Origin of the sequence: Micromonospora sp. WMMB482 (assembly GCF_019038635.1) — a bacterium.
GTDB lineage: Bacteria > Actinomycetota > Actinomycetes > Mycobacteriales > Micromonosporaceae > Micromonospora > Micromonospora marina.
Window position 1 is genome coordinate 1,572,298 of the sequence record NZ_JAHOPD010000020.1, and the last position, 13,429, is coordinate 1,585,726.

Sequence of the window (13,429 nt, forward strand, 5' to 3'; positions counted from 1 at the left end):
AAGGAGTACCCATGATCCAGAACGAGATGAGCCGGCGCCGCCTGCTCGGCCTCGGCGTCGGCCTCGGTGCGGCGGCGTCGCTGACGCTGACCGGATGCGGTGGCGGCAGCAGCTACGGCCCGTCCGGCTCGGCCGGCAACGGCGGCAAGGACTACACCGGGCCGAAGGTCGACCTGAAACTGTGGAACGGCTTCACCGGCGGCGACGGCGAGATCTTCAAGGCCCTGGTGCAGCAGTTCAACAGCGAGCACCAGAACATCGCGGTCAGCGTGGTCACCTACGAGTGGCAGGACTACTACAGCAAGTTCCCCGGCGCGGTCTCCAGCGGCAGCGGCCCGGACATCGCGGTCATGCACATGGACCAGCTCGCCACGTTCGCCGCCCGCGGCTCGATCAGCGAGCTGGACGACGTGGCCAAGACCCTGGAGCTGAGCGAGGGCGACTTCGCCCCCACGGTCTGAGAGGGCGGCCAGTACAACGACAAGCGGTACGGCATCCCGCTGGACATGCACCCGCTGGGCTTCTACTACAACAAGGCGGTCATGCAGAAGGCCGGCCTGGACCCGGAGAAGCCGCCGACGACGAGGGACGAGTACACCGCCGCGCTGACCGAGCTGAAGAAGTCCGGCGTGCAGGGCTTCTGGGTCAGCCCGTTCCAGTTCACCGGCGGCATGACGTTCTACAGCCTGCTGCACCAGTGGGGCGGGAAGCTCTTCGACGACGAGGTCGCGAAGGCGACCTTCAACTCCGACCCGGCGGTCGAGGCGTGCACCTGGCTGGTCGGCCTGATCAAGCAGGGCCACTCCCCGGCGAACGTCGGCCAGGACGCCGACTACCTGGCGTTCAAGAGCGGCAAGAACGCCTTCAACTGGAACGGCATCTGGCAGATCAACGACCTCAAGAAGAGCCCGGACGTGCAGTGGGGCGTCGCACCGCTGCCGCAGATCGGCACCCAGCAGGCCGCCTGGGCGAACTCGCACAACTTCACCATCGTCAAGCAGCGCGTTGCGAACGAGAACAAGGTCGCCGGCGCCGAGGTCTTCATCAACTGGCTCAGCCAGCACTCGCTGGACTGGGCCAAGGGCGGCCAGGTGCCGGCCCGCAAGGCGGTGCGCGACAGCGCCGAGTTCAAGGCCCTCACCGAGGTCAACGCGCTCGCCCCGGAGCTGGAGTACGCGGCGTTCCCGCCCGCGACGCCGGGCCTCGGCGAGGTCGTCCTGACCTTCTACAACGCCTTCAACGAGGCGGCGCTGAACAAGAAGTCGCCGAAGCAGGCGCTCGACGACGGCGCGGCCAAGGCGAACAAGCAGCTTGAGGACAACCGCAAGAAGTACGGGAACTGATCCGCCGTGGCGGACGTGATCGAGGTCGGGGCGGCGCGTGACGGCGCGCCGCCCCCGGCGGCTCGCACCCGCCGACGGCGCGCGACGGAACGCGGCAACCGCGCGACCCCGTACCTCTTCCTCGCGCCGTACCTGGTCCTGTTCGGCGTCTTCGGGCTGGCGCCGATCCTGTTCGGGGTCTGGATCAGCCTGCACCAGTGGGATCTGCAACTGCCCAACCGGCCGTTCCTCGGGCTTGACAACTACCGGGACCTGTTCTCCAGCGACTCGGCCATCTACGGCGACTGGTGGTCGAGCATGCTGGCGGCCACCCTGCACACGCTGCTGGTGCTGGTCACCGCGTCGATGGCCGCGTACGCGCTGGCCCGGATGCGGTTCCGCGGCCGGAAGCTGCTGTTCGCGCTGATCGTGGGCACGCTGTTCCTGCCGCCCACCTCCCTGATCATCCCGAACTTCATCATCGCCGAGCGGCTGAGCTGGATCGACACGCTCACAGTGGTGATCGTGCCGGGCGCGGCCCGGCGTTAAGAAGGGGCCCTTCCTTCGGGGGCCCGCCTCCGGGGGGCCCGCGGTGCGCCCGCCACGGTGGCGGTCTGTGACCGGGCAAGCTGCCCAGCCGTCTTGCGCTCCGACCCCGGACGGCGTGTCTCGGAATCGTCACGATCCGGCCGATCGGACGACGCCGGACATCGATCGGCCCCCAGGGTCTTGCGCCGGGCACGGATAGATGAAAGTTTTCTACCGGCGGCATGGGTAGCGCGGCGAATCTTGCCGTTGCGCCCCGCCGCCGACCGTCCCCCCGGACCCGACGAAGGGACCGCACCGCATGAAGGCAACTCGGCTCGGAGCCGCCGCGCTGGCCGCGGCGCTGCTCGGCACGCTGGTCGCCGGCACGCCGGCGCAGGCCGCCCCCGGCGACACCGGCACCGCCACTTTCCCCTCCACCGAATGCGTCACCGACCCGGCCACCCCCAAGCGCCAGTTCCGGGCCATGTGGATCGCCTCGGTGACGAACATCGACTGGCCCAGCAAGGATTCCTGGACCGCGCCGGACCAGGTGGCGAAGCAGAAGGCCGAATACCTGGCCTGGCTCGACCTCGCCCGGAAGCTCAACCACAACGCCGTCGTGGTCCAGGTCCGCCCGACCGCCGACGCGTTCTGGCCCTCGCCGTACGAGCCCTGGTCGGAGTACCTGACCGGCGTACGCGGCAAGAACCCCGGCTGGGATCCGCTGGACTTCCTGGTCACCGAGTCGCACAAGCGCAACCTGGAGTTCCACGCCTGGTTCAACCCGTACCGCGTCTCCATGCCCGCGCCCGGCGGCGCCGGCGCCGACCTGTCGCAACTGGCCCCGGACAGCCCGGCCCGCCAGCACCCCGACTGGGTCTTCGCCTACCCGCCCGCCGGCGTCGCCGGCAGCCGGCTCTACTACAACCCCGGCATCCCCGAGGTCCGCGAGTTCGTCCAGACCGCGATGATGGACGCGGTCAAGCGGTACGACATCGACGGCGTGCACTTCGACGACTACTTCTACCCGTACCCGAGCGGCACCTACCAGGTGCCCGACGACGCGACGTTCGCGGCGCACAACCGGGGCTTCACCGACAAGGCCGACTGGCGGCGGGACAACATCAACCTGCTGATCCAGGAGATGAACGCCAAGATCAAGGCGGCCAAGCCATGGGTGAAGTTCGGCGTCAGCCCGTTCGGCATCTGGCGCAACGCGTCGGCCGACCCGAACGGCTCGGACACCACCGGCTCGCAGTCGTACGACATCATCTCCGCCGACTCCCGCAAGTGGGTCAAGGAGGAGTGGATCGACTACATCGTGCCGCAGCTCTACTGGTACATCGGCCAGTACCCGGCCGCCGACTACGCCCGGCTGGTGCCGTGGTGGGCCGAGCAGGTGCGCGGCACGCGGGTGCAGCTCTACATCGGCCAGGCCGACTACAAGAGCGGTGAACCGGCGTACGGGTCGTTCTGGATGAACCCGCAGGAGCTGTCGAACCACCTGACGCTCAACCGGTCGTACCCGGAGGTGCTCGGCAACGTGCACTTCTCCGCGGTGCAGGTCCGGGCGAACCGGCTCGGCGCCACCGACATCTACGCGGCCGAGCACTACTCCCGCCCGGCGCTGGTGCCCACCATGACGCATCTGCCGCGCAAGCCGCTGCTGTTCCCGGTGGTCACCAAGGCCCAGCGGGAGGCGGACGGGGTACGCCTGAGCTGGCGGCAGCCGGCCGACGGCAAGGGTCCGCTCGGCACCGCCGCGTCGTACGCGATCTACCGGTTCGACGGGCACGGCCTGGCCGGGCGCTGCGACTTCGCCGACGCCTCGCACCTGGTCGGCACCGTCCGGGCCACCGACGGCGCTGTCCAGTCCTGGGTGGACACCACGGCGGCCGACGGCGCCCGGTACACCTACTACGTGACCGCGCTGGACCGGCTGGCGAACGAGAGCCTGGCGAGCCCGCCGCGCTTCGTGCGCTGACCCCTGACCGGATGCCTCCGGGCCGCCTCGCCGGCCCGGAGGCATTCGTCTGTTCAGGCGGATGTCAGCGAGCCGTTCCCCGGAGCATCGCCCCAGCTCACCCATTTGATCGACACTTGTCGACACCCGGAGATCCCGGCCACCACCCGCGGAGGTACCCGTGTCCCGTCGCCTCGCCACCACCCTCGCCGCCGCAGCACTCGCCCTGCTCACCATGCTCGGACTGGCCACACCGGCCGCCGCCGCGGTGAGCACCCAGCAGAAGCTGTCCGTCCTGACCAGTTGGACGCAGACCAGCGCGTCCAGCTACAACGCCTGGAACACCGCCCGGCAGAACCGGGCCCCCTGGACCGAGTACGGCTTCGACTGGTCCACCGACTACTGCTCGTCCAGCCCGGACAACCCGATCGGCTTCAACTTCAAGCTCTCCTGCTACCGGCACGACTTCGGCTACCGCAACCACAAGGCGATGGGCGTCTTCTCGTCCAGCAAGTCCCGCCTGGACAGCGCCTTCTACGCCGACCTGAAGCGGGTCTGCGCCACGTACAACGCGGTGGTCCGGCCCGCCTGCTACAGCCTCGCCTGGACGTACTACCAGGCGGTGAGTGTCTTCGGCTCGGTCGCCGCCGTGTCGCAGGCCGACCTCGACCGCGCCGCCCGGATGAAGGCCGACGCCCAGCGCCGCGCCGCCGCCCGCGCCTGACCCACCGCACGGGGAGTCCGCCGCCCGGCGGGCTCCCCGCCGCGTATGGCCGTCGGCGGACGGCCCGGCGCGGCCGGTTCAGCCCGCCGTGCTGCGCGGCTCGAACGCCGGCCACGGACCCGGCGTCTGCGTGCCGAACCGCGGCGAATCGGCGACCAGGTCCGGGTGCTCGACGTGCAGCGCCAGCGCCGCCACCTCGTCCAGCCGCAGCCCCGTCCCGGCGCCGTAGGCGGCGTCGAACGCCTCGTCGCCCAGCACCCGCCGCAGCTCCGCCTGCCGGGCCGACCAGTACGGGCCGTATATCCCCGGCGTGGCCCGCAGGTTCGCCCGGGTGGCCTGCGCCGCCCCGAACAGCCGGGCCGCGGCGAGCGCATCCCCGGCGAGCGCGCAGCGCACCGCTATCGCGTTGATCGTGTCGCAGGCCCGGCCCAGGTAGCCGTGGCTCATCCGGGACCGCAACGCCACCAGCAGGTGCTCGTGCGCGGCGACGAGATCGCCCCGGGCCAGGGCCACCATGCCGAGCAGCATGTCCACCGACCGGCCGCCCCGCTCAGCCGGCCGGGACGCCTCGACCGGGCGGGCCGCGGCGAGCAGGTCGGCCGCCTCGTCCAGCGCGCCGCGGCGCCAGAGCAACTCGGCGAGGTTGTAGACGGCCAGCAGCGCGTCCCCCACCACGTCCTGCGCGTACGCCCAGTCGATCACCTCGCGGCAGACCCGCTCCGCCTCGGCGAACTGCCCCATGTCGACAAGCGGCGCCGCGCGCCCGGCGAGCACCCGGGCCAGCAGCCCCCGGTCGCCGGACTGCCGGGCGGCCGCCTCGGCGCGCTGCGAGTACCGCAGCTCCTCGCCGAACTCGCCGTCCGCGCCCGCGTGCAGCGAGTGCATGTGGTACGCGGCGGCCAGCTCGGCGTCCGGCATCACCTCACCGGTCTCGGCGAGGCGTCCGTAGAGCCGGAACAGCCAGAGCCGCCCCTCCCGGGCCAGGCCGCGCTCCCGCCACCACTGATCCAGGTCACCGGCCAGCACCAGACCCGACCGGGCGCTGCCGCCGGTGGCGCACCAGCGCAACGCGGCCCGCAACTCGTTCGCCAGCGGGTCGAGCGCGTACAGGGACAGGGTCACCGGGCGGCCGTCCGGCCCCAGGTGCGCCCGGTCCAGCGCGTGCCGGCACCAGGCGACGTGGCGAGCCCGGGCGCTCTGCTCCTCGCCCGCCTCCACCAGCCGCCGGGCCGCGTACGCCCGGATCGGGTCGAGCATCCGGTACGTGCTGCCGGAGGCGTGCGGCTCGGCCAGCACCATCGACTTGTCCACGAGCACCGAGAGCGGATCGAGCGGGTCCTCGTCGAGCAGCCACTGCACGGTGGGCAGGTCCACCGGGCCGGCGAACACCGCCATCCAGCGCAGCAGCCGGGCCGAGCGCGCGCCGAGCGTCCGGTACGACCAGGTCACAGTGGCCTGGATGGTCAGGTGCCGCTCGCTCGCCGAACGCTGCACCGCCCGGGTCGCCGGAGTGGGCGGGGCAGCGCCGGTCGCGGCGGCCACCAGGTCCACCGTGTCCTGCTGGTTGCCGCTCCAGCCGGCCTCCACCGGCGGCGGTTCCGCCGTCTCGCGGCCGGCGTCGAGCGTGCCGAGCATGTCGTCCAGCCGCTCGGCGAGTTGCCCGGCCGAGAGCACCCGCAGCCGGGCCGCGGCCAGCTCGATGGCCAGCGGCAACCCGTCCAGGCGGCGTACCACCCGGTGCAGGTCGGCCTGCTCGGCCGGCTCCGGCGCCCGGCCGCCCCGGGCCACGGCGGTACGGTCCAGCAGCAGTGCCACCGCGTCGCTGCCCCCGCCGTCCGGCCCCTCGTCGACCGACAGCGGCGGGATCCGCCACACCACCTCGCCGGGTACGCCGAACGACTCCCGGCTGGTCGCCAGCACCCGCACACCCCGGCCACCGGCCAGCAGCCGGCCGATCACCTCGGCCGACGCCGCGGTCTGGGCGTCGCAGGTGTCCAGCAGCACGAGCATCCGGCGCGGCGCCGCGTACTCGACGAGGGTGTCGACCATCGGCCGGCCCGGCTCCGGGCGGAGGCCGAGCACGGCGGCGATCTCGAACGCCACCAGCCCCGGGTCGGTCACCGCGGCGATGTCGACGAACCAGACGCCGTCCGGGTAGTCCTCGACGATCCCGGAGGCCAGCTCCACCGCCAGCCGGGTCTTGCCGGCGCCGCCCGCGCCGAGCACCGTCACCAGGCGGTACGCCTCGACCAGGCGCCCCAGCTCGGCGCGCTCGGCCTGCCGGCCGACGAACGAGGTGACCTGGGTGGGCAGGTTGTGCGCCGTCGCGTCGGCGGTACGCGGACGCGGGAACCGCCGCTCCAACCCGGGCGCGACGAGCTGGAACAGCCGCTCCCGGTCGTCGAAGCCGCGCAGCCGGTGCAGCCCGAGGTCCAGCAGGGACACCCCGTCCGGCAGCGGGTCGGCGTGCCGGGCGGTGGCGGCCGAGCAGAGCACCTGTCCGCCGTGCGCGGCGGCGGCCACCCGCGCCGCCCGGTGCACCTCGGGGCTGGCGTACTCGCCGTCGCGGGGTTCGGCGTAGCCGGTGTGCAGCCCCATCCGTACCCGGGGGGTGGCGTCCGGGTTGGGCCACTCGTGGCCGGCGAGCGCGCGCTGGGCGGTCAGGCAGGCGCGGACCGCGGCGGCCGCGTCGGGAAACGCGAGGAAGAACGAGTCCCCCTCGGTCAGCAGCTCCGCGCCGTCGGTGCCGGCCAGGGTGTCGCGCAGCAGCCGCCGGTGCTCGTGCAGGACCGGGCGGTACACCGGGCCGAGCATCCGGGCCAGCCGCGTCGAGCCCTCGATGTCGGTGAACACGAAGGTCACCCACCCGCTGGGGAGGTGGTGTCCGTGCGACATACGTCGAACCTCCGCCCGGTGACGTCGGGTTCATGCTGCCCTATGGTCGTGCCGTCACGCATCGTGAGAACGGCTGGACAGATTCCGCCCCAAGGTGCCAAAAGATCACCCCGGCGGCAAGACCCCGATCGACCCGCGGGACGGACGGCGGAAAGTCAGCAGCCGCAGGAGCCGCCGCAGCAACCACCGCCGCTGGGAATCCCACCGCTCGGGGCGGAACCGCTCCGGCCGGTGACGGCCACCGTGGACAGCAGTTTCACCGTGTCGGCGTGGCCCTGCGGGCAGGCGGCCGGCTGCCCGGCCTGGGCCATCGGGCGGCTGACCTCGAAGGTGTCGCCGCAGGCGCGGCAACGGAACTCGTACCGGGGCATGCCCCAAGCGTACGGCCGGGCCTGACGTCGTCACCCGGATGGGTGATACTCGACGGGTGGTGGACGGCGAACGGCGAGCGACGGCCCGGCCCCTGCGACGCGCCGCGCCACCCGAAGACGGCACTCCGCCCGTCCCGCGGCCCCGCCGCGACCGCGACACCCTCCCCCCGGAGCCGGGCTCCGAGCCGGCGACGAAGGTCGAGGCGGCGGCCGAGAGCGGCGGGCGGCGGCGGATACCGTTCGCACGCGCCGTCCGGACGCGCCCGAGGCAGATCACCGTCGGGGCGGTCCGGGCCACCCGCGCCTGGTCCCGGCGGCCCGGCGGGCGCACCACGCTGCCCGCACTGTTCCTGCTCGCGCTGGTCGCCGTAGCCGCCACCGCAGGAGCGGTGATCGTGCCGGCGGCGGTCGGCCGGCCGGAGCCGGCCACCGAGGCCCTTCCGGAACCGAGCGTGCCGCAGACCGCCGCGGCACCCGTCACACCCCCACTTCCGGAGCTGACCGGCCTGCCCGGCACCGCCGTACCGACCGGCACTCCGCTGCCCGGCGCGACCACCGCCCCGGTGCTGCCCACCGGGCGCCCGGCCGACGCGCTCGCCGGCTGGGCGCAGCGGGTCAGCGCGGTGACCGGCATCCCCGCGGTGGCGCTCCAGGCGTACGCCTACGCCGAACTGGTGCTCGCGCAGACCAACCGCGCCTGCCAGTTGAGCTGGACCACGCTGGCCGCGATCGGTTACGTCGAGTCGCGCCACGGCGCGGCCAACGGCGCCACGCTGCAAGCCGACGGGCGGGCCCTGCCGGAGATCAAGGGAGAGCCGCTCGACGGGAAGGGCGGCCGGTCCCGCATCCTCGACACCGACCAGGGAGTGCTCGACGAGGACCGCGTCTACGACCGGGCGCTCGGCCCGATGCAGTTCATCCCGACCACCTGGCAGGAGATCGGCGCGGACGCCGACGGTGACGGCGTGAAGAACCCGCACGACATCGACGACGCGGCGCTCGCCGCCGGGCTCTACCTGTGCAAGGGCGGCCGGAACATGACCATCCCGGGTGACTGGTGGGGCGCCATCCTCTCCTACAACGATGTGCGCCGGTACGCCCAGGCCGTCTTCGACAAGGCCGACGAGTACGGCAGGCTCAGCCGCAACGTGAGGTGACCGCTCGCGTACATTCGCGGACTGAACCCTTCCCCCCGGCTGCCGTTGACGGCAAGCTAGACGGGTGATGGTGCGCGAGTGGGATCCCAGGACCGCGTCGTCCGCCGAGATCGCGTCCCTGCTGGACACGCTGAACGCGGTCCTGGCGGCCGATCTGCCGCAGGATCCGCCATGGCGGGAGAGCTCCATGCGGGAGTATCTGTCCGAGGTGATGCCCGGCGAGCGGCGGATCTCGTGGGTCGCGCAGGACGACGACGCCGCGGACGGCACGCCCGGGGCGATCCTCGGGCATGTGCACGTGCTGCTGCTCGGCGGGATCGGCGTGCTCGAAGTGCTGGTGCACCCGTCGATCCGGCGCGGCGGCATCGGCCGCGAGCTGGTGCGGGTGGCCGCCCGCCGGGTCTGGGACGAGGGCTTCCAGTCGATCGGCGTGGAGGTGGTCGGCGACACCCCCGCCGTGGGGTTCTACGAGTCGCTGGGTTTCACCCGCGACTACGTGGAGACCCGCAGCGTGCTCGACCTGCGTTCGGTGGACTGGCCGGCGCTCACCGAGATGGCCGCCGAGGTCGGCGCGGGCTACCGCGTGGAGTTCTGGCCGGGTGGCCCGCCGGACGAGCTCATCGAGGCGTACGCGCGGGCCAAGGCCGAGGTGCGCGACTCCGACGACGTGGAGCTGCGGCCCAGCTCCTACGACCCGGACCGGCTGCGCGACAGCCTCGCCACGCTGCACCGGCGCGGCATGAAGCCGTACATCGTGCTGGCGCTGCACGAGCAGACCGGCGAGGTGGCCGGGTTGACCGAGGTGGTGGTGCCGGCGCAGCACCCGACCCGGGCCGACCAGTACGACACGATCGTCGTCCACGACCATCGCGGCTACGGCATCGACCGGGCCATCAAGGCGCGGATGCTGCTGGAGCTGCGCTCGGCCGAGCCCGAGGTGGCCGAGGTGCAGACCTGGAACGCGCAGGACAACGAGTCGATGCTCAAGGTCAACGCCGAGCTGGGCTACCGTCCCGACCGCGACTGGTGCGAATACGGTGTGGACGTCGCCGAGCTGGTGCACCGGCTGGACAGTCACCGCTGACCGTTCACCGGCCGGCCATCGAAGGGGCTGGACGGTGTGCCCACGAGAGCCTTAACGTTCGTTAGTTCCTGCCCACCCATCGTGGAGGCCCCATGCGCCCGCGCCGCACCCTCGCCGCGCTCGCGACCACCGCCGCCGTCACCCTCACGGCGATCGCTGTCGCACCCACCGCGGCCAGCGCCGCGCCCGCCGACCTGTTCATCTCCGAGTACGTCGAGGGGTCGTCCAACAACAAGGCCGTCGAGCTGTACAACGGCACCGGCGCCCCGATCGACCTGACGGCCGGCGGCTACCAGCTCCAGTTCTTCTTCAACGGTGCCTCCACCTCGACGAACGTGTCCCTGACCGGCACCGTCGCCGCCGGTGACGTGTTCGTCTTCGCCGCCGCGGCGGCCGCGCCGGCGATCCTCGCCCAAGCCGACCAGACGTACTCCGGCTCACTGTTCAACGGCGACGACGCGATCGTGCTGCGCAAGGGAGACGCCGTGGTCGACTCCCTGGGCCAGGTCGGCGTCGACCCGGGAAGCGAGTGGGGCAGCGGCCTCACCAGCACGGCGGACAACACGCTGCGCCGGCTGCCCTCGGTGACCGGGGGCGACACCGACCCGGCGGACGCGTTCGACCCGGCCGCGCAGTGGGCCGGCTTCGCCACCGACACGTTCGACGGGCTGGGCAGCCACACCACCGGCGGCGGTCCGGTCGACCAGCCGCCCACCCTGGCCTGCGGCGGCCCGCTGACGCTGTCGGCGGGCGCCACTGCCACCCGCGAGGTCACCGCGACCGACGCCGACGACACGGTCACCGACCTGGCGGTCACCGCGGTCGTGCCGGTGCCGGCGAGCGGCTCGATCAGCCGTACCGCCTTCACCCCGGCGACCGGGAACGGTGGCACGGCCACCGCGACGCTCAGCGCCACCGGCCTGCCGGCCGGCAGCTACGCGGTCACCGTGACCTCCACCGACGCCGCGGGCGACACCGCCACCTGCACGCTCACCGTGCAGGCAACGAGCGTGCTGTCGATCGGCGAGGTGCAGGGCCGCACCGCCGACGAGGACGGCCGCACCGACCGGTCGCCGCTCGCGCCGGCCAGCGGCAACGGCACCAGCTCCACGCTGTACGACGTGCGCGGCGTCATCACCGGCAAGTCGCTGACCCGCAGCTCGGCCGGGGCCGACCAGTGGGGCTTCTACCTCCAGAGCCGACTCGGCACCGAAGACGACGACCCGCTGACCTCCGACGGCCTGTTCGTCTTCATGGGCTCGTTCACCACGCTGATCGGCGGATACGCCCCGACCGTCGGTGACGAGGTGGTGCTGCGCGGCCGGGTCTCCGAGTATTTCAACCAGACCCAGCTCTCCGGCGCCTCGCTGGTCCGCAAGCTGGACTCCGGCCTCGACGTGGACACCGTGGTCCGGGTCGACGACGCGGTCCCGCCGACCGAGGCGGCCGCCGCCGACCTGTTCTGGGAGCGGCACGAGGGCGAGCGGATGCGGGTACGCGCGGGCAGCGGTGTCTCCGCGCCCCGGCACATCTACTCCTCCACCGCGGACTCCGAGATCTACGTGCTGGACCGCGAGGACCCGGTGATGAAGCGGTCCGACCCGTACGCCCGGCGGGTGTTCCGGGACGCGCACCCGCTCGACGACATCCCCGGCACGCTGTTCGACAACGGCAACAACCAGCGGATCCTGCTGGGCGCCGGCGGCGTGAAGGCGACCGCCGGTGACTCCCGGGCGCTGCTGCCCGAGGCGCGGACGTTCGACACGCTCACCGAGGACGCCTACGGCTCCGTCTCGTACGCGTTCAGCAAGTACAGCGTGCAGCCGGAGCAGCTCACGCTGACCGGTGGCGCCGACCCGGCGGCGAACCACCCGCCGCAGCCGGCCGACCGCGGCAGTGAGGTCGCCATCGCCACGTACAACGTGGAGAACCTGTACGACTACCGGGACGACCCGTTCGACGGCTGCGACTTCGCCGGCAACACCGGTTGCCCCGGGGTCAGCCCGCCGTTCGACTACGTGCCGGCGAGCCCGGAGGCGTACGCCGCCCGGCTGGCCGTGCAGGCCCGGCAGATCGTCCAGTCGCTGCACAGCCCCGACCTGATCCTGGTGCAGGAGGCCGAGGACCAGGACATCTGCTCGGTGGTCGACGGCGCGCTGGCCTGCGGCGACACCGACAACGCCGACGGCGCGCCGGACACCGTGCAGGAGCTGGCGCTCGCCGTCGCGGCCAACGGCGGCCCGGCGTACGCCGCCGCGTACGACCGGACCGGTGCGGACGCCCGGGGCATCACCTCGGCGTTCCTCTTCCGGACCGACCGGCTGTCGCTGGCCGAGGCGACCGCCGCGGACCCGCTGCTGGGGGCCGCGCCGACGGTCCAGTACCGCTCGGCGGCGCTGCCGTCCAACGCCGACGTGCAGAACCCGAAGGCGCTCAACGCGGTGCTGCCGGACGACGTGGACCGGTCGACCGGGGTGGACGGCAGCAACGTCTACACCCGCGCGGCGCAGGTGGCCCGGTTCACCGTGCAGGCCGGGCCCGGATCGACCGAGCGATTCACGCTCTGGGCGGTCGCCAACCACTTCTCGTCCGGACCGGACAGCCGGGTCGGGCAGCGCCGCGAGCAGGCCGCGTACGGGGCGGCGATCGTCCGGGCCGCCGAGGCGAGCGACCCGAACGCCCGCGTGGTCTACGGCGGCGACCTGAACGTCTTCCCCCGGCCGGACGACCCGATCGCCACCGCCCAGAACCCGACCCCGTCGGACCAGCTCGCCCCGCTCTACGAGGCCGGGCTGCACAACCTCTGGGACGATCTGGTGCAGGACGCTCCGGCGTCGGCGTACTCGTACACCTTCAGCGGTCAGGCGCAGACGCTGGACAACCTCTTCGTCAACGACCCGATGCACGACGACCTGGTGCAGGTACGGACCGCGCACATCAACGCCGACTACCCCACCGACGCGCCGGACCTGGGTGACCGGGGTGCCAGCGACCACGACCCGCAGGTGGCCCGGTTCCGGTCGCGCGCCTCGCTGCGGGTCGCGGACGCCTCGGTCACCGAGGGCGACAAGGGCACCGGCACGATGACGTTCACGGTCACCGTGTCCCGCCCGCTCTCCGAGCCGGCCCTGGTCTGCGCGGCCACCTACGGCACGACCGCGCAGGCCGGGTCGGACTACGCCCCGTACGTGGGCTGCCGGGTGCTGGCCGCGGGCCGGACCTCGCTGACGTTCCCGGTCACCGTGCGCGGCGACCGCAAGCGCGAGGCGGACGAGAAGCTCACGCTGTACGTGGCAGGGGTGCCGGGCCTGCGGCTCGCCGATCCGTCCGGCGTCGGGACGATCCTGAACGACGACTGAGCGGCGTTCCGCGCGGCGGCCCGTCG

Annotated in this window: 8 protein-coding genes and 1 pseudogene; 7 read left to right on the forward strand and 2 right to left on the reverse strand. The window is 72.7% G+C overall.

The annotated features are described in order from the left end of the window. Positions 1-26: 26 nt before the first annotated feature. The 4 genes and pseudogenes from KSK32_RS08260 (at position 27) to KSK32_RS08280 (ending at position 4,537) form a co-directional block, all read left to right on the forward strand. A pseudogene (locus tag KSK32_RS08260) lies at positions 27-1,343 on the forward strand (ABC transporter substrate-binding protein). Positions 1,344-1,349: 6 nt separating this feature from the next. Next, positions 1,350-1,871, forward strand: a complete 522-nt coding sequence (locus tag KSK32_RS33270) for a hypothetical protein (RefSeq protein ID WP_254186975.1) — start codon at positions 1,350-1,352, stop codon at positions 1,869-1,871. A 298-nt stretch (positions 1,872-2,169) separates the two neighbouring features. Beyond that, entirely contained in the window at positions 2,170-3,834 is a 1,665-nt protein-coding gene (locus tag KSK32_RS08275) for a glycoside hydrolase family 10 protein (RefSeq protein ID WP_216930030.1), read from the forward strand. A 160-nt stretch (positions 3,835-3,994) separates the two neighbouring features. Beyond that, positions 3,995-4,537, forward strand: coding sequence for a phospholipase (locus KSK32_RS08280; protein WP_216930032.1), 543 nt, complete (start codon positions 3,995-3,997; stop codon positions 4,535-4,537). A gap of 78 nt (positions 4,538-4,615) precedes the next feature. On the opposite strand, the gene KSK32_RS08285 is transcribed toward KSK32_RS08280, so the two are convergent. Together KSK32_RS08285 and KSK32_RS08290 are read right to left on the reverse strand one after the other, a co-directional pair. After that, the gene (locus KSK32_RS08285) at positions 4,616-7,432 is read right to left on the reverse strand and encodes an adenylate/guanylate cyclase domain-containing protein (RefSeq protein ID WP_216930034.1); all 2,817 of its coding nucleotides are present in this window, start codon (positions 7,430-7,432) and stop codon (positions 4,616-4,618) included. Positions 7,433-7,587: 155 nt separating this feature from the next. After that, positions 7,588-7,803 (reverse strand): zinc ribbon domain-containing protein, encoded by a 216-nt coding sequence (locus KSK32_RS08290; RefSeq protein WP_216930036.1) that lies wholly within the window; start codon positions 7,801-7,803, stop codon positions 7,588-7,590. A 56-nt stretch (positions 7,804-7,859) separates the two neighbouring features. Between KSK32_RS08290 and KSK32_RS08295 the strand changes: the two genes are divergently transcribed. The 3 genes from KSK32_RS08295 (at position 7,860) to KSK32_RS08305 (ending at position 13,403) form a co-directional block, all read left to right on the forward strand. After that, a complete protein-coding gene (locus KSK32_RS08295) occupies positions 7,860-8,960 on the forward strand; it encodes a lytic murein transglycosylase (RefSeq protein WP_216935918.1) in 1,101 nt (366 codons plus the stop codon). A gap of 67 nt (positions 8,961-9,027) precedes the next feature. Next, on the forward strand, positions 9,028-10,044 hold the full coding sequence (locus tag KSK32_RS08300; protein WP_216935920.1) for a GNAT family N-acetyltransferase: 1,017 nt from the start codon (positions 9,028-9,030) through the stop codon (positions 10,042-10,044). A 92-nt stretch (positions 10,045-10,136) separates the two neighbouring features. Then, positions 10,137-13,403 (forward strand): lamin tail domain-containing protein, encoded by a 3,267-nt coding sequence (locus KSK32_RS08305; protein WP_216930038.1) that lies wholly within the window; start codon positions 10,137-10,139, stop codon positions 13,401-13,403. Positions 13,404-13,429 lie beyond the last annotated feature (26 nt).

What these genes read in the sequence shown, in the direction of transcription:
- KSK32_RS08275 (WP_216930030.1), top strand. Translation starts at nt 2,170, where the DNA reads ATGAAGGCAACTCGGCTCGGAGCCGCCGCGCTGGCCGCGGCGCTGCTC.
- KSK32_RS08285 (WP_216930034.1), bottom strand. Translation starts at nt 7,432, where the DNA reads ATGTCGCACGGACACCACCTCCCCAGCGGGTGGGTGACCTTCGTGTTC.
- KSK32_RS08290 (WP_216930036.1), bottom strand. Translation starts at nt 7,803, where the DNA reads ATGCCCCGGTACGAGTTCCGTTGCCGCGCCTGCGGCGACACCTTCGAG.
- KSK32_RS08300 (WP_216935920.1), top strand. Translation starts at nt 9,028, where the DNA reads ATGGTGCGCGAGTGGGATCCCAGGACCGCGTCGTCCGCCGAGATCGCG.
- KSK32_RS08305 (WP_216930038.1), top strand. Translation starts at nt 10,137, where the DNA reads ATGCGCCCGCGCCGCACCCTCGCCGCGCTCGCGACCACCGCCGCCGTC.